The 25,967-nt window shown below is 60.3% G+C and carries 23 protein-coding genes; 14 read left to right on the top strand and 9 right to left on the bottom strand.

What is annotated here, in order from left to right; all coding sequences use genetic code 11:
* Positions 1 to 23: 23 nt before the first annotated feature.
* On the bottom strand, positions 24 to 1,682 hold the full coding sequence (locus tag NMB39_RS16075; protein ID WP_371851114.1) for a methyl-accepting chemotaxis protein: 1,659 nt from the start codon (positions 1,680 to 1,682) through the stop codon (positions 24 to 26).
* A gap of 200 nt (positions 1,683 to 1,882) precedes the next feature.
* On the opposite strand from NMB39_RS16075, the gene NMB39_RS16080 reads away from it, so the two are divergent.
* A complete protein-coding gene (locus NMB39_RS16080; RefSeq protein WP_464005656.1) occupies positions 1,883 to 3,313 on the top strand; it encodes a nucleobase:cation symporter-2 family protein in 1,431 nt (476 codons plus the stop codon).
* A 13-nt stretch (positions 3,314 to 3,326) separates the two neighbouring features.
* On the top strand, positions 3,327 to 3,788 hold the full coding sequence (locus tag NMB39_RS16085; RefSeq protein ID WP_494340444.1) for an LEA/WHy family protein: 462 nt from the start codon (positions 3,327 to 3,329) through the stop codon (positions 3,786 to 3,788).
* A 166-nt stretch (positions 3,789 to 3,954) separates the two neighbouring features.
* On the opposite strand, the gene NMB39_RS16090 is transcribed toward NMB39_RS16085, so the two are convergent.
* Complete coding sequence (locus tag NMB39_RS16090) at positions 3,955 to 4,881, bottom strand: carbon-nitrogen hydrolase family protein (protein WP_198720236.1); 927 nt, start codon at positions 4,879 to 4,881, stop codon at positions 3,955 to 3,957.
* A 90-nt stretch (positions 4,882 to 4,971) separates the two neighbouring features.
* On the opposite strand from NMB39_RS16090, the gene NMB39_RS16095 reads away from it, so the two are divergent.
* Complete coding sequence (locus NMB39_RS16095; protein WP_056845825.1) at positions 4,972 to 5,892, top strand: LysR family transcriptional regulator; 921 nt, start codon at positions 4,972 to 4,974, stop codon at positions 5,890 to 5,892.
* On the opposite strand, the gene NMB39_RS16100 is transcribed toward NMB39_RS16095, so the two are convergent.
* Positions 5,864 to 6,118, bottom strand: a complete 255-nt coding sequence (locus tag NMB39_RS16100; RefSeq protein WP_003190904.1) for a hypothetical protein — start codon at positions 6,116 to 6,118, stop codon at positions 5,864 to 5,866. The genes NMB39_RS16095 and NMB39_RS16100 overlap by 29 nt on opposite strands.
* Before the next feature lie 164 nt (positions 6,119 to 6,282).
* Between NMB39_RS16100 and NMB39_RS16105 the strand changes: the two genes are divergently transcribed.
* Positions 6,283 to 6,603: an ElaB/YgaM/YqjD family protein gene (locus NMB39_RS16105; RefSeq protein ID WP_057022489.1), complete on the top strand. Its 321-nt coding sequence runs from the start codon at positions 6,283 to 6,285 to the stop codon at positions 6,601 to 6,603.
* 41 nt (positions 6,604 to 6,644) lie between these two features.
* On the opposite strand, the gene NMB39_RS16110 is transcribed toward NMB39_RS16105, so the two are convergent.
* The gene (locus NMB39_RS16110) at positions 6,645 to 7,679 is read right to left on the bottom strand and encodes an Ldh family oxidoreductase (protein ID WP_198720238.1); all 1,035 of its coding nucleotides are present in this window, start codon (positions 7,677 to 7,679) and stop codon (positions 6,645 to 6,647) included.
* Positions 7,680 to 7,850: 171 nt separating this feature from the next.
* On the opposite strand from NMB39_RS16110, the gene NMB39_RS16115 reads away from it, so the two are divergent.
* A complete protein-coding gene (locus NMB39_RS16115; RefSeq protein ID WP_494340443.1) occupies positions 7,851 to 12,989 on the top strand; it encodes a dermonecrotic toxin domain-containing protein in 5,139 nt (1,712 codons plus the stop codon).
* A gap of 20 nt (positions 12,990 to 13,009) precedes the next feature.
* Here NMB39_RS16115 and NMB39_RS16120 read toward each other — a convergent pair whose 3' ends face one another.
* Complete coding sequence (locus NMB39_RS16120; RefSeq protein WP_057011113.1) at positions 13,010 to 13,279, bottom strand: PepSY domain-containing protein; 270 nt, start codon at positions 13,277 to 13,279, stop codon at positions 13,010 to 13,012.
* A gap of 152 nt (positions 13,280 to 13,431) precedes the next feature.
* Between NMB39_RS16120 and NMB39_RS16125 the strand changes: the two genes are divergently transcribed.
* The 7 genes from NMB39_RS16125 to fapF all read left to right on the top strand — a co-directional run bounded on the left by NMB39_RS16125 (position 13,432) and on the right by fapF (position 19,937).
* Positions 13,432 to 14,427, top strand: coding sequence for a FecR family protein (locus NMB39_RS16125; RefSeq protein WP_057022492.1), 996 nt, complete (start codon positions 13,432 to 13,434; stop codon positions 14,425 to 14,427).
* Between the two features lie 852 nt (positions 14,428 to 15,279).
* Positions 15,280 to 15,708 (top strand): fibril amyloid chaperone protein FapA, encoded by a 429-nt coding sequence (fapA, locus tag NMB39_RS16130; RefSeq protein ID WP_232923755.1) that lies wholly within the window; start codon positions 15,280 to 15,282, stop codon positions 15,706 to 15,708.
* Positions 15,708 to 16,259 carry a fibril amyloid subunit FapB gene (gene fapB, locus NMB39_RS16135; RefSeq protein WP_198720240.1) on the top strand — a complete coding sequence of 184 codons (552 nt, stop codon included), beginning with the start codon at positions 15,708 to 15,710 and terminating at the stop codon, positions 16,257 to 16,259. Before fapA ends, fapB begins: the two co-directional genes overlap by 1 nt.
* Positions 16,260 to 16,327: 68 nt before the next feature.
* The gene (fapC, locus tag NMB39_RS16140) at positions 16,328 to 17,065 is read left to right on the top strand and encodes an amyloid-like fimbrin subunit FapC (RefSeq protein ID WP_057022495.1); all 738 of its coding nucleotides are present in this window, start codon (positions 16,328 to 16,330) and stop codon (positions 17,063 to 17,065) included.
* Between the two features lie 61 nt (positions 17,066 to 17,126).
* On the top strand, positions 17,127 to 17,807 hold the full coding sequence (fapD, locus tag NMB39_RS16145) for a fibril amyloid maturation endopeptidase FapD (RefSeq protein ID WP_057022496.1): 681 nt from the start codon (positions 17,127 to 17,129) through the stop codon (positions 17,805 to 17,807).
* 37 nt (positions 17,808 to 17,844) lie between these two features.
* Positions 17,845 to 18,588, top strand: coding sequence for a fibril amyloid subunit FapE (gene fapE / locus NMB39_RS16150; RefSeq protein WP_494340442.1), 744 nt, complete (start codon positions 17,845 to 17,847; stop codon positions 18,586 to 18,588).
* Between the two features lie 50 nt (positions 18,589 to 18,638).
* Positions 18,639 to 19,937: a fibril amyloid transporter FapF gene (gene fapF / locus NMB39_RS16155; RefSeq protein ID WP_494340441.1), complete on the top strand. Its 1,299-nt coding sequence runs from the start codon at positions 18,639 to 18,641 to the stop codon at positions 19,935 to 19,937.
* Positions 19,938 to 20,169: 232 nt separating this feature from the next.
* On the opposite strand, the gene NMB39_RS16160 is transcribed toward fapF, so the two are convergent.
* A complete protein-coding gene (locus NMB39_RS16160) occupies positions 20,170 to 21,492 on the bottom strand; it encodes a sigma-54 dependent transcriptional regulator (RefSeq protein ID WP_464005662.1) in 1,323 nt (440 codons plus the stop codon).
* Positions 21,493 to 21,826: 334 nt separating this feature from the next.
* On the opposite strand from NMB39_RS16160, the gene NMB39_RS16165 reads away from it, so the two are divergent.
* Complete coding sequence (locus tag NMB39_RS16165) at positions 21,827 to 22,087, top strand: hypothetical protein (RefSeq protein ID WP_043051608.1); 261 nt, start codon at positions 21,827 to 21,829, stop codon at positions 22,085 to 22,087.
* 65 nt (positions 22,088 to 22,152) lie between these two features.
* Here NMB39_RS16165 and NMB39_RS16170 read toward each other — a convergent pair whose 3' ends face one another.
* The 3 genes from NMB39_RS16170 to gnd are packed head-to-tail and all read right to left on the bottom strand — an operon-like array spanning position 22,153 to position 25,477.
* Positions 22,153 to 22,977: an HAD family hydrolase gene (locus NMB39_RS16170; RefSeq protein ID WP_198720245.1), complete on the bottom strand. Its 825-nt coding sequence runs from the start codon at positions 22,975 to 22,977 to the stop codon at positions 22,153 to 22,155.
* A complete protein-coding gene (gene zwf / locus NMB39_RS16175; protein WP_057022501.1) occupies positions 22,974 to 24,497 on the bottom strand; it encodes a glucose-6-phosphate dehydrogenase in 1,524 nt (507 codons plus the stop codon). Before zwf ends, NMB39_RS16170 begins: the two co-directional genes overlap by 4 nt.
* Positions 24,494 to 25,477: a phosphogluconate dehydrogenase (NAD(+)-dependent, decarboxylating) gene (gene gnd / locus NMB39_RS16180; RefSeq protein ID WP_046072353.1), complete on the bottom strand. Its 984-nt coding sequence runs from the start codon at positions 25,475 to 25,477 to the stop codon at positions 24,494 to 24,496. The genes zwf and gnd overlap by 4 nt, the downstream gene beginning before the upstream one ends.
* 274 nt (positions 25,478 to 25,751) lie before the next feature.
* Between gnd and NMB39_RS16185 the strand changes: the two genes are divergently transcribed.
* Positions 25,752 to 25,913 (top strand): DUF6026 family protein, encoded by a 162-nt coding sequence (locus NMB39_RS16185; RefSeq protein WP_231984824.1) that lies wholly within the window; start codon positions 25,752 to 25,754, stop codon positions 25,911 to 25,913.
* Positions 25,914 to 25,967: the final 54 nt, after the last annotated feature.

Here is a 25,967-nt window from a genome sequence, read left to right on the forward strand (position 1 = left end):
ATTCGACCGCGTTTCAAATCAGGTCAGATTACAAACCGCGCCACCATCCCATTCAAATCCACCGCCAACCTCGACAACTCATGGCTGGCCGCGCTGGTCTGGTTGGCGCCCGCCGCAGACTGGGTGGCCAGGTCGCGGATGTTGACGAGGTTGCGGTCCACCTCGCGGGAGACCTGGGCCTGTTCTTCCGAAGCGCTGGCAATCACCAGGTTACGTTCGTTGATCAGGCTGATGGACTGGGTGATCTGCTCCAGGGCCACGCCGGCAGCACGGGCCATTTCCAGGGTGGCTTGGGTACGTTGGTTGCTTTGCTGCATGGACTGCACAGCTTCACCGGTGCCGTTCTGGATGCCGGCGACCATCTTCTCGATTTCCTGGGTCGATTGCGCGGTGCGATGGGCCAGTGCCCGCACTTCATCGGCAACCACCGCAAAGCCACGCCCGGCTTCCCCGGCACGGGCCGCTTCAATCGCGGCGTTGAGCGCCAGCAAATTGGTCTGCTCGGCAATCGCCCGGATCACGTCGAGGACCTTGCCGATATCCCGGCCTTGAGTCGCCAGGCCTTCGATCATCACGGCGGTGTTTTGCACATCCTGGGTCATGGTCTGGATCGCGCCGACGGTGTCCATCACCCGGTCGCGGCCTTCGCGTGCCGCCTGGTTGGACTGCCCGGAGGCCTCGGAAGTGGAGACAGCATTACGCGCCACTTCTTCTACCGCTGCGGTCATCTCGTTGACCGCCGTGGCGGCCTGGTCGATCTCATTGTTCTGTTGTTGCAGGCCGCGGGAGGCTTCCTCGGTGACGGCGCTCAACTCTTCCGCTGCTGACGCCAGCTGCGTGGCTGAGCCGGCGATATGCTGGATGGTCTGGCGCAGGTTGGCCTGCATGCTCGACAGGGCACTGAGCAAGCGCGCAGGTTCATCCTTGCCATCGTCCGCGAAGGTTTTGCTGAGATTGCCGGCGGCAATGGTTTCGGCGACTTCCACGGCCTTGCGCAACGGCGTAACGATGCTGCGGGTCAGCAGCCAGGCCAACAGCACGGTGAGCAATGCGGCCACCACCGACACCGCCACCACGCCGGTGATTGCGCCCTCGTAACTTTGCCCGGCCGCCGCGTCAGCGGTTTTCGCATCGGCGGCATTGAGGGCGATCAGCTTGTTCAACTGCTCGCCCATCTGGTCGGTGCCGTCCTTGATGCGGCTGTTGATCAGCGTGCGCATTTCATCGACCTTGCCTTGCTTGGACAGCATCAGCATGTCGGCCTGAGCCTTCAGGTAGTTATCCAGCGTCACGCTGAAGGTCTTGTACAACACTGCCTCTTGCTCGCCCATCGGCAACTGGACGTAATGGGCCTGGGCAGCCTTGACCTTGTCGGTCAGCACGCCGATGCGAGTTTCGGCTTCCTGCAGGGCAGCCGGTTCGCGGTTGACCAACACCCTAAACGACAGGATGCGCATGCGCAGTACGTTTTCAGTGATGTTGCCCAGGGACGTCACGCTGGGCAGCTGGGTCGCGCTCATGTCCACGGAAGACTGCCGGATCTGCGTCATGCGGTTGACCGCAAACACCCCCAGGATGACCACTAACACTGCAATGAAGGCGAAACCGAGAAACGCTCGAGGGGCGATATTCAGATGACGAAGGGACATAGGGCTGTTCTCAGAAGTAGTGTTTGCGAGCATCCCTGCCGCGAAACGATCCGTCAGCGTCAACGCGCTGGCCAGACCTTGGTCACCACTGTTGTCGTTTTAATGTGGGCCTATATTTACTATCGGCCGGGGCCGGGGTTTTGCGCAGGGGCTTTATTAATATTTTTTTACACTTCTGACGGCTGGCGGTTTCTGGCATTCTTCGCCTCCATTTTCCGACCCGAGCCATCATTTTGTCTGACGCTCAAGCCCCCCGCCCGCGCTATAAATCCGACCTGATCTATGGCCTGGAAGACCGCCCGCACTTCACCGCCGCGATATTTGCCGCCCTGCAGCACGTCTTGGCCAGTTTCGTCGGCATCATCACCCCGACCCTGATCGTCGGCGGCGTACTCGGCCTGGAAAGCGAGGTGCCATACCTGGTGAGCATGGCGTTGTTTGTCTCGGGGCTCGGCACGTTCGTGCAGGCGCGTACATTCGGGCCGGTGGGCTCGGGCCTGTTGTGCCTGCAAGGCACCAGTTTTTCGTTCATCAGCGTGATTCTCAGCGCCGGCTTCATGGTTAAGGCCCGGGGCGGCGGCACCGATGAAATCCTGTCGACGATCTTTGGCATCTGCTTTTTCGCCGCGTTTATCGAGGTAGTGCTGAGCCAATTCATCGGCAAGCTGCGCAAGCTGATCACCCCGGTGGTCACCGGCACCATCATTACCCTGATGGGTCTGTCGCTGATCAAGGTGGCAGTCACCGACATGGCCGGTGGCTATGGCGCCAGCGACCTGGGCGCCGCGGGCAATATGGGCCTGGCGGCGCTGGTGCTGCTGACCATCGTGGTTCTCAACCGGTTCAGCAACCCGTTCCTGCGCCTGGGTTCGATCGTGATCGGCCTGAGCCTGGGTTTCTTTGTCGCGTGGTGGCTGGGCCGGGTCGACATGGCCGCCCTGCCCCAGGTGCCGCTGATCAGCGTGCCGGTGCCGTTCAAGTACGGTTTCTCGTTCGACTGGGTGGCGTTTATCCCAGTGGCGGTGATCTTCCTGATTTCGCCCCTGGAAGCCGCCGGTGACCTGACTGCCAACTCGATGATTTCCCAACAGCCGGTCAAGGGCCCGCTGTATATCAAGCGCATCAAGTCCGGCCTGCTGGCCGACGGCCTCAACTCGGCGATGGCTGCAACTTTCAACAGCCTGCCGATGGTGACCTTCGCCCAGAACAATGGCGTGATCCAATTGACCGGCGTGGCCAGCCGCTACGTCGCCTATTTTATTGCCGGCCTGCTGGTGCTGCTGGGGCTGTTCCCGATGATCGGCGCGGTGCTGCAACTGATGCCCAAGCCGGTACTGGGCGGCGCCACCCTGATCATGTTCGGCACTGTGGCCGTGGCCGGGATCAAGATCCTCGCCGAAGCCGGCCTGCACCGGCGCAATGTACTGATCGTGGCAATCTCCCTGGGCATGGGCCTGGGCGTTGCCGCCGTACCGGAAGTACTGCGCGACCTGCCCAAGGCGCTGCACAACATCTTCGAGTCGCCGATCACCGTGGGCGCGTTCTGTGCAATCCTGCTGAACATTTTCCTGCCCGAAGAGTTCATAGAGCTGGAAGAAGATGAATTCGATCCGGAGTCTTCTACCCTCAAGGTCATGCAAGACCCCGACGTCACGAAACAATAGGAGCACCTTTCATATGCGCAAGCTCATGGTTCTATCGCTGTTGCTGCTGACCTTGAGCGCCTGCGCGCTGTTCCCCAACCGTGACCCGGTCAACATCAACGTAGTGGGCATCGAGCCGCTGCAAAGCCAGGACCTGGAAGTGCGCTTCGCGGTGAAGCTGCGGGTGCAGAACCCCAATGGAACCGCGATCGACTACAACGGCGTGGCCCTGGACCTGGAAGTCAATGGCCGGCCGATGGCCTCAGGCGTGAGTGACCAGGCCGGCAGCATCCCACGTTTCTCCGAGACGGTGCTGATGGTGCCGGTCAGCGTTTCGGCGTTTTCGGTGTTGCGTCAGACTCTGGGCCTGAGCCAGACCCAAAGCCTGAATAACCTGCCCTACGTGCTGCGTGGCAAACTGGCGGGTGGATTGTTCGGCACCATGCGTTTCGTAGAGCGCGGCACCCTGGACTTGCCCAATACCGCCACCTGGTGATGCGAGAAAGATCTGATCCAAATCCGCGAAATGCTGAAGATCAACTGTAGGAGCGAGCTTGCTAGCGAAAAACGTCAACGATAACGCGTGTTTCCTGAACAAACGCGGCGCCTATGGGTTTTTCGCGAGCAAGCTCGCTCCTACAAAAGCTTTGGTTTGACCCGGTTCAGTCAGTGATGAAGCGAACGCCGGGCTTGGCGCGCTCGTCCACGGCCAGTTCAAAAATATCCGGCCGGGCGTAGTGCCCCACCACGTCATAGTCATAGCGTGCCCGCACCAGATCATCCGTATCGATCCGCGCCGTCAACAATCCCGCCTGTCCCAGCAACGGCCCGGCCAGAATGTCGCCCATGGGCCCGACAATCACGCTGCCGCCGGCAATCAACGGCCGATCTGCGGGCCAGTTGGCAACCTCGACACCCAACGCCTCTGGCGATGCCTGCACCTGGCAGGCACTCACGACAAAACAGCGCCCTTCATGGGCGACATGGCGCATGCTCACCTGCCACATCTCGCGCTCGTCCACAGTGGGCGCACACCACACCTCCACCCCTTTGGCGTACATCGCGGTACGCAGCAGCGGCATCATGTTTTCCCAGCACACCGCGCCGCCGATACGTCCAACTGCCGCGTCGATCACCGGCAGCGTCGAGCCATCGCCTTTGCCCCAGATCAGCCGTTCGGTACCGGTCGGCATCAACTTGCGATGCTTGGCAAGCAGGCCGCCCGCCGGTTCGAAATACAACACTGTGCAATACAACGTGCTGCCACTGCGCTCGATCACACCGAGCACCAGGCTGGCACCGGTACGCGCAGACAACCCGGCCAGTGCCTCGGTCTCCACGCCCGGCACGTCGATGGCATTGGCAAAATACCGCGCAAACGCTTCACGCCCTTGGGGCAGGCGATAGCCCAACTGCGTACCGAAGCTTTCGCCCTTGGGGTAGCCGCCCAGCAACGCCTCGGGCATGACCACCAATTGCGCGCCACTGCGCAAAATCTCATCTTCAAAAGTCAGGATCTGCGCGAGGGTTTCAGCCTTGCCACTGGGCAAGGCACCGATTTGCAAGGCAGCGACGATAGAAACAGGCATCAGGATCACTCCGATAGTGGGGGTTGCCCATTCTCCGGCCAGGCTCGATCATGAATAAAGCCCACTCCAGTGCTAAATGATATGAGCCAAATGAATATCGCCCAGGTCGACCTCAATCTGCTGAAAACCTTCGAAGCCCTGCACGATGAATCCAGCGCCAGCCGCGCAGCGTTGCGCCTGGGGGTGACGCAGTCGGCGATCAGTGCCGGCTTGCGGCGTTTGCGCGAGGTGTATGGCGACCCATTGTTCATCCGCACTGGCCGCGGCCTGGCGCCGACATTGCGCGCCAATCAGTTGAAACCGGTGATCAGCGAGGCACTGGATCGCTGCCGGCAGAGCCTGGCGATGATCAACCCGGATAACCTGCACTACGAGGGGCGCTCGGTGGTCCTGGGGCTGTCCGACGACTTCGAGATTGCCTACGGCCGTCGACTGATGGACGCCATCGCTCAGCGCCTGCCAAAACTGCGGGTAATCTTTCGCCAGACCCACAGCCAGATCGTCGCTGGCGCCCTGCTTGACCGCAACTTGGACCTGGCCGTCACCGCTGGCGGTTTTGCCGAGCGCAGGCTGAGTCGGCAGGTACTGGGGGAAGGTGATTATCGCTGCCTGGTGGACCCATCCAGCCTGGCGCCCGGCCAGCAACGTATCGACCTTGAGGAGTTCGTCGCACGGGAGCATGTGCTGGTGTCGTCGGGCGGGTTTATCGGCATTACTGACGAAGGCCTGGCGGCGCAGGGCTTGAGACGCCAGGTATGCGCGTCCACCAGCCACTTCGCCGCGCTGCCGTACCTGCTCAAAGGCAGCGCGGCAGTGGCGACGATTCCCGGGCATGCGGCCCAGGCCATCGCGCAGATGACCGGCCTGCAGGTGTTGCCCTGCCCGTTAGCGCTGCCGCGCTACCCGGTGGAGTTGGGCTGGCGCACCCAGACCCAGCTTGATCCGTTGTTGCTCAAGGTACGTGAGGCGGTTGTAGCGTGCTTTACTTCGCCGCCGCCATCAGCTTGTTGACCTCACTGCGCACCATGTTGGAAAACTCCGGCGGCGACATGCCGTCCAGTTCGGCGCGCACCCATTCGGCCCACTTGCCCTTGCGCTTGGCACGTTCGCCGAACAACCGCGCGGCTTCGCCCTTGGCCTTGCCCAGATTGGTTTGCCACAGGTCGTAGAGGCGGGACTTTTCATCTTCCAGCTCGGCGCGTTCGGCGAGAGTCTTGTTGGCGAGATTGAAGCTCATATTGAATTACCTGCTGCACAAATAAGTGACATCTTACACTGTAGGTCTAAAGTTCCCGATCCGGATTTTGCCCCAGATGAACGCCCGGGAAAATAACTGCAACTTTTGCCGCTGCCCGACACTCCATTGTTCACTGTCACATTCACCTGCAAGGAGTCACCCCAATGGCCCGCAAAACCGCCGCCCAAGCTGCCGAAGAACAAATCAAGGACCAAGCCTTCAGCGAATTGACCGCGCTGATCGAGGAGTCGGACAAGTTGCTCAAAAGCAGCGCATCCCTGGTGGGCGAAGAAGGTGAAACCCTGCGTGAGCAGGTCGCCATCAAGCTCAAGCAAGCCCTGGACTCGCTGTCCAGCGTGCGTGAACGCAGCAAACCTGTGGTCGATGCCACCGAGACCTATATCGGTGGTCACCCTTGGCAGACCGTGGCGATCTCCGCCGGTTTCGGCCTGGTGGTCGGCCTGTTGCTGGGTCGCCGCAACTGACCCATTGCGTGGCAGCGGCCTGCCGCTGCCACGCCATTATTTCAACCCGCCAGCTCGCGCAACTGCTGCAGTACCTCCACCTCCAACACGATCCCCTCCTGCAACGACTTCTCTCGCGTACGATGCCGCCGATCTCCCGGCAGCCGCCGCAGCCCCGCCGCGTGCATCTGCCGCACCAGTTCCTGGCTGCGCTCGGCGAAGCCCTGCCCTGCCGTTTTTGCCGGATCGATGACAATCAGCAACTGGCCGGTCCAGGGTGTGCGGGCGCCGGGGTGGTTGGACCAATCAAACTCAAAGGAAAAATTACCGCCAGTCAGGGCCGCCGCCAGGAGTTCGACCATCATCGACAGCGCTGAGCCCTTGTGCCCGCCAAACGGCAACAACGCGCCGCCCTCAAGGATGGCCTTGGGGTCCTGGGTCGGCTGGCCCAGGCTGTCGACCCCAGTGCCCAGGGGCAAGCGCTCGCCCTTGCGTGCGGCAATCTGCACATCGCCATGGGCGATGGCGCTGGTGGCCAGGTCGAACACAATCGGCGGGCCATCGGCGCGGGGCGCGGCAAACGCAATCGGGTTGGTACCGAACAGCGGCCGATCCGCGCCGTGGGGCACTACGCAGGTCATGCTGTTGACCACGCTCAGAGCTACCAGGCCTTCCTCGGCGAAGGGCTCCACATCCGGCCACAGCGCGGCGAAGTGGTGGGAGTTGCGAATCGCCAGCAAGGCGATTCCGGCGCTGCGGGCCTTCTCCACCAGCAGGCTGCGCGCTGCCGCCAGGGCCGGTTGGGCGAAGCCGTTATCGGCGTCCACGCGTACAAACCCGGAGGCGACATCCTCGACCACCGGCACCGCCTTGCCGTTGACCCAGCCACTGCCGAGCGTCGAGACATACCCGGGAATACGGAACACCCCATGGCTATGGGCACCATCGCGTTCAGCGCTGGCACAATTGTGCGCGAGCACCAAAGCCACCTCGGGCGACGTGCCATGCCGGACAAATACCTGTTGCAGCAAGGTCACCAGTTCGGTGAACGGGATCGAGGTCGAAGCCGGGGCGACTGTCGGAGACTGTGCAGACATTTGAAGCTCCGTTTTTATGATTGGAAGGGGCAACGAATGGACATCCAGACCGTCGATTAGACACCACGCACAGCGCCCGCTGTCAACTTCCCCGCGTGGCTCAATAGTTACCCCCGCCTGGCACAAAGGCCTGCCTACCCTGTGTTTCCTAATTGACCCTGGAGCCAGGCCATGAACCGCGTCACCCCGCCATATTTTTTCGACGAATTCCTGCGACCCGTCAATCGTTCGACGCTGAGCGAGCGCGAACGCGCCCTGGGGCTTACGGTCAAGGACCTGGAATGGCTGCATGGCGTGTATTACGCCAGCGATGCCAACCGCCGGGATACGCGTCTGCAAAGCCACCCCATGCGTGTCGAAAAACTGCTGGTTACGGTAACGGGCAAAGCCGCGATCCCACTGGCCGGCGCGTTCCTGATGAGCCCCAGCCCGGACGGTAAAAAAGCCCTGTTGTATACGCCCTACGGCGGTATCCAGGTGTACGACAACCATGCAGCACTGCTTGCCGAGGTCAGCCAGGCACTGGCCGACCCGGTGCAGCGCGTGGATTTGCTCAGTTTCCTGTCGATCGCCCAGCGCAACAGCCTGCCGGCGGGTACGGCCATGACGCTGACGACCACGCTGGTCGAAGGTGCCGTCATGGAGGACCAGGAACAAACCCTGCAGGCCTGCCAGCAGGCCAACGTACACGCCATGCTGGCGCACTTGCAGAAAACCCCGACCCTTTCCGGTATGCTCGACACACTGCTCGGCATCATGGCCCACCCGTACTTCCCCGGCCTGGATCAACGGGACACGCGGGTCAATTGCTTTATGCAAAGCCCGATGGATACCGACCGGCGCTGGATCGACTCGCTGCCGCTACGTGAAGCGCTCCTGCTGTTCTACGTGAAACACGCCTGGCCTGCGGGGCAAACCCGCGAATTCTTCAACCCCAAGCATGTCACCACCGACTTCACCCCGACCCAGTTGCAACAAGACCGGGAACACTGGGAACGCCTCGTCGAACAAACCTCCGGTACGCTGTCCAAACTGCTCGACAGCCTGCTGCAGACCTACTGGAACGAGGACATCGACGGTGGCACCTCGCGCCTGGAACTGTTTGCGCAAGTCATGGCCGACAAATTTCGCCTTGATGTACTGCTCAAGCGCCAGGCCGGCATCCTCAGCGCCGACGAGAGTCATATGCTCCAGGCCATGTTCCTCAGCGACCAGGGTGCTCGCAGCGCCTACGCCGCCAACCTGAGCGTGGAAAAAGTGCGTGTCTATGCGCCCTACCAGCACTACGTGGAACTGGCCAGTACCCTGATGCTGCATGAAACCCACGCCTATCTTTACACCCAGTCCCGTGGCCTGCAGGTACTCGAAGACCTGGATGATCTCAAAGACACGCTGTTGAGCATGCTCAAGGCTGCCGGGCACGAAGACGAATTGCTCAACTTCCTGTCCTTGGACGAGCGCAACACTTTTATAGGTCTTGATCAGGTAAATATTGCCGCGCATCCCGTCACCGGGCATGTGTTTACCGGCATGATCGAAGACATTGCCGCCAAACAGATCAGTAATATGAACCACGCCCTGGGCCTCTATCGCAGCAGCGCCGGCCAGGTGGACGCGGATGCCTTGCTCGATTACGCCCTGGACGTGCGCACCATGCTCGACAGCCGCCTGGGCGACCTGGAAACCGACGGGCGCTGGAGCGTGCACCCCGTGACCAGCGGTAATGGCCGCCCCTCCACCGTGCAGGCCGAGCTGGCCAGGTTGCACCTGCAGCGCCTGCAAGCTGCCGAGCAAGGGCTGAACATCGAACGTGTCCGACACCCCACATTGCGCAGCATGGTTGCCCTGGCCATGGACACGGAGCTGCAAAAGCAACGCCTGGATCTCAAGGCCGATGAGGTTTATGTCAATACCTATGCCTCCCGTGCCCAGCAACGCGAAGAGCGCCTGCCCCTTTCGTCCCTGAGCATGACTGAACACTTCATCGAACGCCTGGCCCGGGAAAGCGGCCCGCTGCCGGTGTCGTCCAGGACCGGCTTCTACAAAAAACGCGACCAAGGGGTGGCCCAACAGCTCAATAACATCAGCCAGAAAATCTTTAACAGCCTCATCGAACAGGTGTTGAATTACTTTGCCGGCCACGAGATGCGTGAGCTCCCCCGCCTGTTCCTGGAAAACACCCGGGATAAACATGCGCACTCGATGCTGCTCGGCCTGCGCAGCGAGGCTGAACTGCGACTGCTGGGCAAGACTCTGCCGGCGCGCGGCCACGCTATCCTTGACGCGGTATTGCGCACCGACAGCCTGGTACGCCTGACCCGTCACGGAATCAACGGCTTTCTCCCGGATGCGTTTGCAGTGGCCTTGCATCAGGGTACATCCCAGGCGCTGCTGGCACTGCCCAACCTGTTTGTACTGACCGAACGTGGCGGCCTCGACACCAGAAACTCGGGCCAGGTCACCCTATGGACGCCCCGGCGTGGTCATGAGGTGTTCCCCTCGGTCACGGCCCTGCGCGAGGCGCTCACCCAGCGCCTGGCGCATCCGATCAAGCGCCTCTCGCTGCTGGAGAACCTGCCGTTTTCCCAGCGCGTGCCTCACCAGGTGTATCGCCTGGCCCCCCTGCAACGCATTGACGATAACCTGCTGGACAATCGCCTGAACAGCTACGGCGACTTCGTGATGGATGCGGTGGATCATCTGCTGGCCATGGACTTGCCGGCACGTGCGGTGCAGGACCGCCTGGATGCGTTGCTGGAGACCCCGGCGCCGACCAACCTGGCACGTGCCAAGGCGCTGGCCGAGGCCATGGTCAACCAGCAGGTCCTGCCTGTCTGGCTGGCAATGGCGCCGGCGAAGGAGCAGATCCACCATGCCGAACTGTTGGAGCAATACCACAACAGCGCCCCGGAGGAAGAAGACTACCTGCATGGCATCCCCACCATTGGCGAGCACACCTTTGCCGCCCTGCTGGAGCTGCTCCAGGCACGCTTTCCAAAGCAGACCATCAGCCCCGATGATGTACTGATCCCCGTACACCAGGCCCTCGACATCCACGACTACAGCCTGACCGACTTTGCGTTGCGCCACTGGCCGGACCTGAACAGCCAGATTATCCGCCCGCGCTCACGCACCGCCCAGGGCCTGCCGGACACTCTGGATGCCAACGCGGTGATCCAGATGGTGCGGCAACTGGACTTGAAATCGGTCTATCAGAAGCAGTTGCAAACCGCGCTGGACACCAGCACCGAGGCAGGCCGCATACGCCGGCGCCGGTTCTGCCAGCAATTGCCTTGGCAGGTGCTGCAATTGGCCCACGAGCAACAGCTGCAAGAACGCCTGTCGAGCCAGGCCCTGGGCTTGGTCCGGCAGGTATTCGACATGCCTGACGCCCTGGCACGCGCGGCGCTGCAGGGCGCGTCGGCGCTGATCCGGCCGGTGGAACTGGTGGCGACCGAAGGTGCCACTGCCGCCAAGGTACTGGGCATGTACCTGATCAGCGCTGAAAGCCAGGATGCCGGGCCCGTGGTGTTATATACGCCCTACAGTGAACACCATGTGCTCAAGCAATACGCCAGCGAACAAGCGCTGCTGGACGAATTGGAGCGACCGGGCGAACTGCAGGACTGGGTCCTCCAGCACCTGGAAGACCCGCACCAGGCCATTTACCGCAACTTGCTGCAAAATAACCGTCATCGTCCGTCAGATCTCCAACTGGCTTTCTCTCCAATCACCGGCAACCTGCTGCACTACCTGTTCAGTGAAAACACGCTGATCCTGCTCAAGATGCTCGCCTGCCAATTCGAACACGGCACCCAGCTGCTCTGGGACAAGGTGGTCGGCCTACTCGGCAAGGGTATTCCCACGGCGGTGCACTTCATGGCAGGCAAGCTCGCCTATCCGCTGGTGGTGTGGCGCAGCTACAAGCTGGTCAAACGCTCGATGGAAGCACTGCAACTGCACCAGTGGAAAGCCGCGATGAAGTACTTCATCCTGGCCGTGGTACAAATGGCCTCGCTGTACAGCGAGCTTGACGGCAGCGAAACCCCGCCGCCCGATGAGGCAGAGGTGGTCGACCTGCCTGAGGGCAAACTGCCGGCGGCCACCACCCTCGACACCCTGGACATCACCGCCGCTTCACGTACGCGGTTGCAGCCTTTCGAGACCCACGACGTCGCCCTGCAGGACCTTGCGCTGGACACGTCCACCCATGTCTACACGGACAAGACCAACGTCGATGGCTATGTGCCGATGGCCGGCAAGGTATACCCGGTGAAGAAAGCCAAGGACCAGTGGCGCCTGGACAGCGACGATCAACAGGGCCCCTATGTTGGCCGCAACTCGGAGGGCAGATGGGTGTTGGACCTGAGCGTGCATAAACCGCGCTTCGGCCAAGCCTGGACGCGCCACAAGACACTACGGGCCGAACGACGCGACATCAACATTCAAGCACGGGGCATAAGGGAGATTGCCGCCGTGTCCAGCTGGAAAGCCCAGGCTATCGACGAAGCCTTGAATGTGGCGACGTACTACGCCGTCAACTGCAAGCGCAACCTCCAGCAGTTTGCCGCCCTGCGCTCCCCTGAGAGCCGGGTCGGCCTGTTTTTGTGCGAGCTGTTCGGCGCTGTCAACCTGAACCCGGATCACGTCAAGAAAATCGACAACATCGTCGACGGGATACTCGATGAGTTAAGTGATCCCACGTTGACCGGCCCTGACTCGATGCGCTTCGTCAGCGGGGACAGCCTGACGGACGCCATAAATGAATACGCCATGGTTCTGGTCAACGACAGCGAACGCAAAGTGTATTTGTTCGAGCGTTTCTTCGATCCGAACCTGACCGATTACGTGGACAAGCTGAGCGTACCCTTCGACATGATGGCCCACGCCAGGGCCGCTACCCTGATTCATGAGCTGACGCACCTGCGTTTCAAGACGGCAGACATCGCCTACCTGCACAGCTTCGAGCCGTTCCGCGACCTGATCGACACGGCCAAGCCCGGCGCCCAGGCAGTGAAGACCCGCCAGGATGATTTGCAAACCACCGCGCTGTCCACCCTGACGCCCGAACGGATGCTGTTCAAGACCTGGGATGACGTTTCGGAAACCTGGGAGGATTACGGCTTTTTCACCACGACCCATTACCTCAAGCGCAAAGTACTGAGTACCACCGGGGCCAAAACCCTGGTTGAGGCGCGTCAGATTTTCATGAGTAATATCGACAAACGCATCGACGTCATTCTCTCCAACGCCGATTCAGTCACGTACTTGATTACACACCTGGGACGCATGCTGGATGTGGGAGCCTGAGCAGGCCCCCAGCGGGCAAATCAGTCTTTCTGGTCGCGCAGGACATTGCCGGAGGCGCCGTCGATACGGGCTTCATAGACAGTGCCGTCGGACTTGCGACCTTTGACTTCCCAGTAACCGTCATTGTCGGCTTCAGCCGAATAGACCTCGATATACCCAGCCTTGGTCTTCGCCACTTCAATGGCCTTCTCAATAGGGATCCAGCCGGCGCCCGGCTTATCGGCCAGGGCGGCGCCAGCGCTGAGCAGCGCGGTGGTTGCACACAGGGCGACTAAGGTTTTCTTCAACATATTCGTACTCCATTGTGGGAATGCCGGACACTTGTCCTGATATTTTAGGTATTACCAAATAAGAATAAGTTCCAATTGATGTGCAATCGCCATGATGGCGGTTCTCGCCGCCTGCCTCGGGGGGTTAGAATGCGGCAAACCAGGATGAGTCAATGAGCGAAAAGCCCCTTTCAGACGCCGAATACGATGCGATCACCGACGCCGCCGCGCATTGGTGCATGCGCCTGCACGCCGCCGATTGCACGGCGAGCGAACGTCAGGCTTTTACGCAATGGCACGACGCCCATCCGCTGCACGCCTTCGAATATGCGGCCATGCTGGAAATCTGGGAGGTGGCCGAGCACCTGCCCCGCCTCCCACCTGCCCCAACGGTGGCCCCCGTCAAGCCACGCAGCCGGTTACGCAACTACGCAGTGGCCGCAGCGGTCTGCCTTGGCGCATTGCCGCTTGCGGCCTTTACCGGCTGGGAAGCCGGTTGGTTGCCCAGTTCTTATGAACATTTCGAAGCAACCAATGGCCTGGAAAAAATCACCCTCGGCGATGGCAGCCAAGTGGAGTTGAACCTGGGCACCGAACTGGTCTACAGCCACTACAAGGACCAGCGCCGGGTCACCTTGAAAAAGGGCGAAGCGTTCTTCAAGGTGACCCACGACCGCGAACACCCGTTTATCGTGCGGGCCGGCGAAGGCCAGGTGCGGGTAACCGGCACCCAGTTCAACGTCTGGGAATACGACGAACAGGTACGGGTGATATTGCTGGAAGGCTCGGTGCAGGTTTCCAGCGACGCGGAGCACGCCAGTGTACCGCTGAGCCCAGGCATGCAGGCCAGCTTTCGCCAGGGTGACGACACCCCGCAAGTCACCGCCATCAGCCCCGATGACAGCGCGCTGGCATGGCGCCACGGCAAGCTGGTGCTCGACAACCTGCCCCTGGCGGATGCGCTGCCGCTGATCAACCGTTACCTGAAAACGCCGGTCATGCTGGCAGACGCCGGTACCGGCAAGATCCGCATCGGCGGTATCTACAATATCAACGAAGTCAGCAACCTCGTTCCCTCCCTGCCCAAGGTGCTGCCGGTCTACCTGACCCAGAACCAGGACGGCAACCCCGTACTCAATTCCATCCCAGGTAAAACGCCCAAGGGTTGAGCCCTCATGCGCATGGGTATCTACGCAACTTTGGCGGGGCCTTCAGGGAAGAAGCTTGCTCTTCCTGGAGCCTGACAGCCGACCGCTATCTAACTGATACTCTACGATCCAAATGTGGGAGGGGGCTTGCTCCCGATGGCGGCCTGGAAGCCCACCAGGATGTTGGAGTTTGATCGAGTACATATCCGTTATTTGGGTAACGGCCGCTATTGGTTCCGCCCTTACGGCGGCTCACTTTTGAAAAGCGCAAAAGTAAGCAAAACGCTCTTGCCCCACCACTCGGCACCTCGCCTAGGCTCGGTGTGCCCGTAATCCGCCATGGATTTGGGGGGCCGCCGCCACGCGCCATCCATGGCGCGGGGCGGCTAAACCGGCATCCCTGCCGGTTTACCCCCCAAATCCCTGTCGAATTCCGGCCAGCGTAGTTTAACGGGGCGCCTAAAATCAAAAGCAGAGCAAGAGCAAGAGCAAGAGCAAGCAGCGAGTCAACACGATCAAATGTGTAGATAGCTATGCCCTCATGCGGGAGTGGGTTCGCTCATTCCCGCAGTCTCAGTTTTGAAACACCTCCCTCGCCTGAATCGCCCGCTTTGTGCGGATTCATCTATTTGTCATGGGCGGTGTTACATCGCTGAGACAGTGCGAGGTGAGGATGGGCCTGTCTCAAGCACCGGGGGACTGTTTCAATGTTGAAACAGCGTTGCCATCACTTTGCCTGGCTCTAAACACAACCCACTGTAAATCAACAAAAAATCAAAAGCGGCACGGCTTCTGCTCTTTCCCTCACAACGCTGTTTAGGGTCAGCGTGAAGCATAAGGACTGCCGCCGTGAACACACTTGCTCAAGGTTCGATGACCGCACTGCTGGTCAGCTGTGTACTCAGCGCCGGTATCAGTATTCCGAGCTTTGCCGGTGACGGCGTTATCGTCACGGGTCGTAACGTGCAGGGGCATATGGTCGGCCGCCCGGCATTCGGCCCCGACCCCTACCCCACTACCGCCAATGCCAATCCCAGCAAAGAGATTATCAACGCCCTGTCCGGCGAACTCAGCGACGCGGATATAGGCGGTATCAGCAGCGGCGCAAGCCTCGCCCGCTCCATCCAGCCCAATGCCAGTTTGTCTGGTCTTGGCACCACACAGCACGGCATGTCGACACTGGGCACTGGCGCAGCCGCCGGCCATGGTGCGGGCAACAGCATGGGCGGGCAGATCAGCGACTCGATCCAGCGCGGCATGGCGCCCTTGAACAACCTCGGCAACATGCTGGGGGGCAAGTGATGAATCGCGCCCTGTTGATTTTCGCCCTGTTGGGCAGCGCCTCGGCCATGGCCGACAACACCGCGGTGATCAACAACAGCGGCCAGCAGTACGAAGGTGTGCTGTCGATCAACCAGGCAGCCGGCACCCAGCAACAAACGTCCAACAGCCGTGCCATTGCGCTCGGTGGCCAGGCCACCACCGTCGACATCCAGAAGCTCAATGGCAAGGTCGACCCGGCCCTGAACGCCAAGGCGGCGATCCAGGGCACTTCTTTTATCAATGGCAACGGTGTGCTGGGCATCAACCAGTCGGCCGGGGCCAATAACCAATCGATCAATGCGGTGCGGATCAGCCTCAACCCTGGCCCGCAAAGCATCGATGACAGCGTCCTGTTGCAACAGAACACGACGACGCTGGCAACTGACTCAGGGCTCACCCCCGCCACTGGCAGCCGCCAGGTCGTTACCAGCGACCAGGCCTTCACCGGCAGCCGAGGTGTGATTCAGGTGAACCAGAGTGCCGGGGTGGGGAACCGAGTGGCTAACACCCTGGGCATCACTATCAAGTGACCGCTTGATAGACGTTCGTTAGGCCGTACCAACACTTAACCAACTAATCAGAAGCAAGGAGAAACACCATGAAACCTCAAATGGCGCTCAAACCACTGGTTTTCGCTCTCGCCGCACTCATGGCTGCTGCTGCTCAAGCGGGTGGCTGGCATCCAACCCCTCAACCCACCGGCACTGTTGCCGCTGTCGTCACCGATGTACAAAAAAGCGAACACAACAAATTCGACGACACCAACACCGAAAACAACGCCTCGGCCGATAACTCGGTCAACAGCAACAGCGGTAACGTCGGGGTCAACGCGCAATCGGGGTCCGGTAACCTGGCTGACAACGCCGGTGCCATCTCCAGTGCTAAAGGTGACTTTGCGACGGTGTTTGCGGTGATCGATGTGGATCAAGGCAGTGCGGGCAATAACTTCGTCAACAAAGGAACGCAAAACAACGCCTCTCTTGATGGTTCCATCACTGGTAACTCCGGCAACGTGGGTTACAACGGCCAGGCCGGGCAAGGCAACCAAGGTAAAAACAACCTGGCAATCACTACTGCCGATGGCAAGAACATCGCAGCGGCCTCCAACACCGAGCAAAACTCGCTCAACAACAGCTACCTCAATGCGGCCGCCAGCAGCCATGGTTATGGTGGCAAGCCGCAATACGTGTCCAACAACGCAAGTCTCGACAACTCGGTCAACCGCAACTCCGGCAACGTAGGCGTCAACCTGCAATCCGGTGCGGGCAACCAAGGCAGCAACAGCCTGGCGATCGGCCAAGGTTGCAGCGTCTGCAGCAGCAGCGTGCGCTTCTGATCCAACGGGGCCTTGGCAACAAGGCCCTATCTTATTCCAGTGTCCAGCAGGTGATCCGATCATGCGCCTCGCGATTCTCACCCTCCTGATGTTGCTCACCGGCACGACCTGGGCAGGCACCATGGCGATCTCCGCCATGCCCGGCGGCGCGGTGATCTACAAGAAGGTCGAGAGTATCCGTGAGCGCCGCTTCGCCAACCTGGTGGAACAGAAAACCGATTTCAGCTGCGGTGCCGCGGCACTCGCCACCATTCTGCGCCAGGCCTATTGGCTGGATGTCGACGAAGCCCACATCATCAAAGGCATGCTGGTCACTGCCGACCAGGACCTGGTACGAACCCAGGGCTTTTCCATGCTGGACATGAAGCGCTACCTCGAAAGCATCGGCATGCGTGCCCGCGGCTACAAGATCGCGCCAGATACCTTGCTGACCGTGAAAATCCCCGTGGTGGTGCTGCTGGAAATCCGCGGCTACAAGCACTTCGTGGTGATGCAGCGGGCCGACAAGGACTGGGTGTATATCGGCGATCCCGTACTCGGCCACAAGCGCTATTCCCGCGACGACTTCGTCAAAGGTTGGAATGGCATTGTCTTCGCCGTACTGGGTGAAGGTTACGACAAGGCCAATGTCTTGCTCGACCCGCCCATGCCGCTTACCGCCAAGAGCCAGATGAATGAGTTCAGGCCGGTGGGCGATGCAGAGCTGATGGATTTCGGTTTTATCCAGAGCGACTTCTTCTAGAAGCGCAATAAGGGGCAGGACGCCCCAGGAGCCGCAGATGAACACTTGCCGTTGGCTGACGCTGTTGTGCGTGGCAGCCTCAATGCCCGCTTATGCGTCATCGGGGTTTAAGCCTATCGAACTCAAGGACGCAGAAATGGCCGAACTGCGTGGCCGCTACGTAATGCCGGGGCGCATCATCAGCTTCGGCATCGTCATGAGCAGCACCTGGACCAATGCCGTCGGTGACAGCATCACCGGCACGGCCAACATGCAGATCGACAAGACCACTATCACCCCGCAGTTCTATGTGCAAACCACCGGTTCGACCGGTACCGGCACGCCTCCAACCACCGGCACCGGCAACGTGGTCGGGGGAGCGGGCCTGGGCAGCGGCCAGGGCGTGACCCAAAGTGTGCGCACGGCCGGCGATGGCAACACCGCCTACAACAACGTCGGCATCAATGTTGAGAACGGCGTTGCCCCCGCCAATAACCTCCAATCCGGACAGGTGCTGATGGCCGGAGGTACTGTGAGCGGTGACAGCGCAGCGGGCCGCGTAAGCGTATCGGCCAACAATGGCGGCGTGCAGATGGCGATCCAGGCCAACCACAACCAAGGCAGCAGCCTGCAGCAGATCGGTGGCGGCAACGTGCTGCAGGGTACGGTGCTGACCGGCAATACCAACCTTGTCAAAAATATCACTCAGATCAATGTGGTGATGAACAACAACGGCTTGAATAACGCCGCGTTGAACTGCAATTTGGATCAGCTCAAAGGCCTACGTACGCTCGGTTATTGAACTACGCTGACCCTTCGACACTTACGCATTAGTAAAGGACGGCTTATTTCATGCATCGATCGTTATCGCTACGTGCGGTGATTTGTTTAAGTACGCTCTTGCCCGCATCGCTATTGTATGCCGCGCCAGACGCCGATATCGAAGCCCTGAAGAGGGAACTCCTGGAACTCAAGCAACGTTATGACGTGCAGCAAAAAGCCTTGGCTGTGCTGGAGCAACGTGTACGTCAGGTAGAGGATCAACCGGCGACGCCCGCCCCCAGGCGCCTGGCCAAGTCACCTGCCGACTTCAAGAATGGCGGTAACGCTGTCGCGACCACGGGTACTGGAGCCGCAGCCGCCTCGGGTGGTGCAGGCAGTTCCTACGGCCAATCCCTCAAGGACGATTCGGCCCCCGCGCAAAGTGTGAGCAACCTCTACAACGAGGCCAGTGGTTTCTTCGGCAATGGCAAGTTCAGCGTTGAAACCGGCATCACCTATGCCCGTTATGATGCGCGCCAATTGACCCTCAATGGCTTCCTCGCACTGGACTCGATCTTCCTCGGCAACATCAACCTGGATCGGATCAAGTCCGACAGCTGGACCCTGGACCTCACCGGGCGCTACAACGTCGACAACCGTTGGCAGTTCGACCTGAACGTACCGGTGGTGTACCGCGACTCGACCTACCAGTCGGCCGGCGCCGGCAACGACGCCACCGCCACCTCGGAAGGCTCGGTAACCCGCGACCCGACCATTGGCGATGTCAACTTTGGCGTGGCCTACAAGTTCCTCGACGAAACCCCGACTTTGCCGGATGCCGTGGTATCTGTACGGGTCAAGGCGCCCACGGGTAAAGAGCCTTTCGGCATCAAGCTGGTCAGGCAACCCACCAACGACAACCTCTATCTGCCGGAAAGCCTGCCAACAGGCAACGGGGTCTGGTCGGTTACCCCGGGCATTTCCCTGGTCAAGACCTTCGACCCGGCAGTGTTGTTTGGCTCGCTGTCGTATACCCACAACTTTGAAGATTCGTTTGACGATATCAGCAGCGACGTCAACCAGAAAGTCGGCGGTAAAGTCCGCCTGGGCGACAGCTTCCAGTTCGGCGTCGGCGTAGCCTTCGCGCTCAACGAAAAGATGAGCATGTCGTTCTCGGTCTCCGACCTGGTGCAGCGCAAGAGCAAGCTCAAGCCGGACGGCGGCGACTGGCAATCGGTGGTGTCCAGCGATGCCAATGCCGGTTACTTCAACGTGGGCATGACCATTGCCGCCTCGGATAACCTGACCATCGTGCCGAACCTGGCGATCGGCATGACCGATGATGCACCGGACTTTACGTTCAGCCTGAAATTTCCGTATTACTTCTGACTACACCCCCGATAGCGGTGGCTCAGCTACAGGTAAGTGACTGACAGCCTGCTATCGGGAGCAAGCCCCCTCCCACATTTTGATATGGGTCAGTCTGATGGGTTTGGTAGTGACGAGCCGCCGCAGTCAGGCGCAGTAGTGTTCAACTGAAGGAATGTTGCCCAAATGTGGGAGGGGGCTTGCCCCCGATAGCAGTGTGTCAGCCAGCTTATCTATAGCTGATACACCGCCATCAGCGAATCTGGTGTTTATGCAGCAACCGGTAGAACGTCGGCCGGGAAATCCCCAGAACACGGGCGGCGACACTCAGGTTGTCGCTGTGCCGGTTGAGCACATCGCACAGCGCCTGGCGCTCGGCGCGGTGCTTGTAGTCTTCCAGTGTCGCCATCGGCGCCGAAAGCGCCTGTGGGCCTTGCAAGCCCAGATCAACGGCTTCGATCTGGCGCCCTTCGGCCAACACCAGGCCGCGGCGCACGCGGTTGGCCAGTTCCCGCACATTGCCCGGCCAAGGGTGTTGCCCCATCGCCACCAGCGCGTCCTCGCTGAAACTGCGCGGGCGCCGGCCGGTTTCCCGGCTATAGAAACGCGAAAAGTGGTTGGCCAGCATCGCCACGTCGCCATGGCGTTCGCGCAAAGGCGCGGTGACCACTTGCAGGACATTCAGGCGGTAATACAGGTCTTCGCGAAAGGTGCCCTTCTCCACCGCAGCTTCGAGGTTGACATGGGTCGCGGCAAGCACCCGCACATCCACCGGGATCGGCTGACTGCCGCCGACGCGCTCGATGTGTTTTTCCTGCAGGAAACGCAAAAGGTTGGCTTGCAGCTCCAGCGGTAGGTCACCGATTTCATCCAGGAACAGCGTGCCACCGTTGGCGGCCTCAATGCGCCCCACCTTGCGCTGATGAGCGCCGGTGAACGCGCCTTTTTCGTGACCGAACAGTTCGGATTGGATCAGGTGTTCAGGGATAGCACCGCAATTGATCGCCACGAACGGTTTAGCGTGCCGTTGGGATTGCCGGTGCAAGGTCTTGGCCACCAGCTCTTTACCGGTGCCGCTGTCGCCGCGGATCAACACAGGGGATTCAGTGGGGGCAAACTTGGCCAACAATTTGCGCAGTTCACGAATGGGGCGGCTGTCGCCCAACAGCTCGTGGGGCTCATCTACAGGCGCGTACCCCTTGCCACGCAGGCGCGCCATGCCGAACGCACGGCCGATGGTCACCTGGACCCGGGATACATCGAACGGCAACGTATGGAAGTCGAAGAACCATTCACAGACAAAATCAGCGACGTTCTGCAGGCGTAATACATCCTGGCTGAGGACAGCAATCCACTCGGTGCCGCTGCGGCCAATCAATTCCTTGACCGCTTCGGGGCACTCCAGATGGCTGGGCTGCAAGCGCAACAGGCCCACATCGCAGGAGCGCTCACCTACCGCCTGCAAGGCACAACTGTCCACTTCCCAGCCGGCCGTGCGCAAGCCAGGTAATAGGTCGTGGCAGTCGTCACAGGGGTCGACCACCAGCAAGCGGCGTTGGACGGGTGTCACAAGCATGACGATTCCTTGGCGCCAGAATTATTAAAGTTATTTAGAAACAAGGGTTTGTGGCGACCGGTTGTAACCCTAGCAAGATATTGACGCCTGGCTTGTACCATTTCGCTATAAGTGCGGGCAAAAAGCCATGTAGCCCTCGCAAGTTGCCGGCGGCGCAAACTTTCATTCCGCTTTCAAAACAGGCATTTAGATGATGTTAATCAGGGAAAGGTAAAATTTCTTGCTCTAGCATGTGACCCGCACCCCATCATCGTGCATCAGTACAAGTAACCCACCGCACGGTCAGCCCAACCGCCGGTACTCACTTGAATGGGCATACAGAGAGAAGACCCAAATGAACGCTCCGCTGCGCATCAACGAAGCTCTTTTGATTGCAGACCGTGCCTTCCAACCCTTCCAGTGCGTGGCCTGGCACGATGGCAATGGCGCCCTCAGCCTGAGCGTCATCGACCGTACCAACACCCGTATCGGCAGCAAACAGCTGTCATCGAAGACTTATACCGATCCAGCGCAATTGGAAAACCTGTTGTTGCAGGCTCGCGCCGAACTCGATAAAGATGGCTACCAGTTGCAGCACTGGGCAATGCCGAAGTAATTCACTACAACAACTTCCAACCCTTGGGAAACACAGGCTGGAAGTTGTGCAGCGAGACTTCAGGTTTAACGTGCCGCGAGAATAAACCGCTCGAACGCCTCGGCAGCGCCGTCGTCGATATTGCTGCCGGTCACCACATTGGCCTGGCGTTTGACGGTTTCTTCGGCCTGGCCCATGGCAATCGATAAGCCGGCCACATGAAACATCGCCGGATCGTTGCCGCCGTCGCCGATGGCTGCGGTCTGCTCAAGCGGCACCCCAAGGTGCGCGGCCAGGGTCTTCAAGGCTTCGCCCTTGTTGGCCAGCATCGCCGTCACGTCCAGGTACACCGGTTGCGAACGTGACACCTGGGCCAACCCTTGCACCTTCGGCTGTAATTGCGCCTCCAGCTCCACCAGCAACTGAGTGTTGTTACTGGCGGCGACAATCTTGTCGACGCGATCCAGGTAGGGCTCAAAACTTTCCACCACCACTGGTCCATAGCCCAAGCCATCGGCTTCGCGCTGTACCATCGGCCCTGGCGGGTCACGGCGCAGCCAGTCGCCGTCGGCAAACACCCAGACCTCCACGTCCGGCTCGGCCGAAAACAGCGCCAGGGTGACCAGCGCCGCCTCTGCCGGCAGATGATGAGCAACCAGGATGCTGCCATCCGGGTTGACCAACGTGCCGCCGTTGAAGCCGGCGACCGGCACGTCGATGCCAAAGGTCTCCATCAGATGCAGCATGGCCTTGGGCGGCCGCCCGCTGGCCAGGCTGAAAAGCACCCCGTTTTCACGCATCGCACGAATCGCGTCGGCAGTACGCTGACTGAGGCTGTGGTCGGGATGCAATAAGGTCCCGTCCACATCGCTGAGAACAAATCGAATGGGTTGGATCGCCGCGTCACTCATCCGAGGCTATGCCAGGCGCGGCCGTCACGGGCCAGCAACACATCGGCCGCCGCAGGGCCGTCTTCACCGGCCTTGTACGCCTGGATACCGTCATCTTCCTTCCAGGCATCGAGGAACGGCTGCACAGCGCGCCAACCGTTCTCGATATTGTCGGCACGCTGGAACAAGGTCTGGTCGCCGGTCATGCAGTCGTAGATCAGGGTTTCGTAGCCTGTCGACGGTTGCATCTCGAAGAAGTCCTTGTAGTCAAAACCCAGCTCGATATTGGCCATCTCCAGGGTCGGCCCAGGCTTCTTGGCCAGCAGGTCGAACCACATGCCTTCGTTCGGCTGGATCTGGATCTTCAGGTAGGTGGGCTTGAGCTCATCGACTTCGGTGTCGCGGAACTGCGCATAGGGCGCGTGCTTGAAGCAGATGACGATCTCGGTATCACGAATGCTCATGCGTTTGCCGGTACGCAGGTAGAACGGCACGCCAACCCAGCGCCAGTTGTCGATCATCACCTTGAGGGCGACGAAGGTCTCGGTGCTGCTGTCAGGCGCAACGTTGGCTTCCTCGCGATAGCCTGGCAGCGCCTTGCCGGCGATTTCGCCGGCGGTGTACTGGCCGCGAACCGAGTTGGCTCGGGCATCCTCCAAAGACCAGGGGCGGATCGCACCGACCACCTTGGCCTTCTCGCCACGCACCGCATCGGCGCCAAAGGCGGCCGGCGGTTCCATGGCGACCATCGCCAGCAACTGGAACAGGTGGTTAGGCACCATGTCGCGCAGGGTGCCGGTTTTCTCGAAGAAATTGCCCCGGGTTTCCACACCGACCGTTTCGGCGGCGGTGATTTGCACGTGGTCGATGTAGTGGTTGTTCCAGAACGCTTCGAACAGCACGTTGGAGAAACGGCTGATCAAGATGTTCTGCACCGTTTCCTTGCCCAGGTAATGGTCGATGCGGTAGATCTGCTTCTCGCTCATTACCTTGAGCAGGCACGCATTGAGCGCCTCGGCGGTGGCCAGGTCGGAGCCGAACGGCTTTTCGATGACCACGCGGCGAAAGCCCTCATCCGTTTCGTTCAGCAAGCCGGCGCTGCCCAGGCGCTGCACCACTTCACTGAAGAAGCGCGGAGCGGTAGCCAGGTAGAACACCGCGTTGGCGGTGCCGCTGTCGGCGATCTTCTGCGCGATATCCGCGTAGGTGCTGTCGTCGAGAAAGTCGCCCTCGACGTAGCTGATGCCCTTGGCCAATTTTGCCCACATTGCCGGGTCGAGGGCATTTTCGGCATTGCCGCGCACCTTGCTGGCGGCCTCGGTGCGAATGAAGTCCTCAAGCTTCTTGGCGAAGTCGGCATCGCTGATGGCGTTGTGATCAACGCCGACAATGCGCAGGCCATCGCCCAGCAGCCCGTCACGGCTCAGGTTATACAGCGCCGGCATGAGCAGGCGCTTGACCAGGTCGCCATGGGCGCCAAACAGAAACAGGGTGGTGGGGGGTGCGGGTTCGGCCTTGGGTTTCTTGCCGTTGGCGGTCATTTTTTTGAAGTCTCCACATGGCCACCAAAGCCGAAGCGCATGGCAGACAGCATTTTGTCACCGTAGGTGCTCTGCTGGCGGGAACGGAAACGCGCAAACAGCGACGTCGACAGAACCGGTACCGGCACCGCTTGTTCCATGGCCGCTTCGATGGTCCAGCGACCTTCACCGCTATCGGCCACGGAACCTGAGTAGCCATCGAGCTTCGGATCGGTGGCCAGGGCGTCGGCGGTCAGGTCCAGCAACCAGGACGACACCACGCTGCCACGGCGCCAGACTTCGGCGATATCGGCAACGTTGAGGTCGAAACGCTGGTCTTCCGGCAGGTTTTCCGAGTTCTTGGTCTTGAGGATGTCAAAACCTTCGGCAAACGCCTGCATCATTCCGTACTCGATGCCGTTATGGATCATCTTGACGAAGTGACCGGAGCCCGCTGGGCCGGCATGGATATAACCGTGCTCGGCACGCGGGTCGGCAGACGGCGAACGGTCCTTGGTGCGCGGGATGTTGCCCATGCCCGGCGCCAGGCTCTTGAAGATCGGGTCCAGGCGCTGCACGGTCTCGACGTCGCCACCGATCATCATGCAGTAGCCGCGCTCCAGGCCCCAGACGCCGCCCGAGGTGCCGACATCGACATAGTGCAGGCCCTTTTCCGCCAGGGCCTTGCCGCGACGCACGTCGTCCTTGTAGTTGGTGTTGCCGCCGTCGATGATCACATCACCGTTTTCGAGCAACTCGCTAAGCGCGTTGATGGTGTCTTCAGTGGGCGCGCCCGCCGGCAACATTACCCACACAGCACGGGGCTTTTGCAGGCCGGCCACCAGGGCTTTCAAGTCGGCGACACCGGTAGCGCCCTCCTCGCTCAAGCCTTTGACAAAGGCTTCGTTACGGTCGTATACAACGGTGGTATGCCCATTGAGCATCAGGCGCCGCGCAATGTTACCGCCCATGCGGCCTAGTCCGATAATCCCCAGTTGCATGTGCTGATGCTCCTAACTGCTAAAAAATGTGTGACATAGTTTATAGCGCAATGAGGCTATTGAGGGTTAGTCCAGAGCGGATCCGTGTAGTTTCATGGCAAAAAAATTGCCATCGTTTCACCATCACCCTCGAAAAAGTCACACGACCGTAAAAAATAAAAAAGTTCCCTTGTCTCGCAAAAGAATTCAAACTTGCTCCCGACTGTTGCCGGAAACCTGTTCCGGCACCGCGATCTACCGGCTATTTGCGAGGTAAGCAATGAGCACAGCACAGATGACCCGCCCGCCACAGACCCTCTACGTCAGCATCCGTCGCGATGAATTGCGTCAGTTGAAAGACGAGCGTGATCAGTTGCAGCAGGAAGTCCTGCGCCTGCGCCTGCACCTTCAAGCCCAGCTGGAGCAAGCGTCTGATGCCAAGCCCTTACTCTGCTGAGTAGGTGCCTGAGCGCGCTGTAAGGTAATACCTACAGAAAACTCACAAAGTTTT

This window comes from Pseudomonas sp. FBCC-B545 (assembly GCF_059134095.1).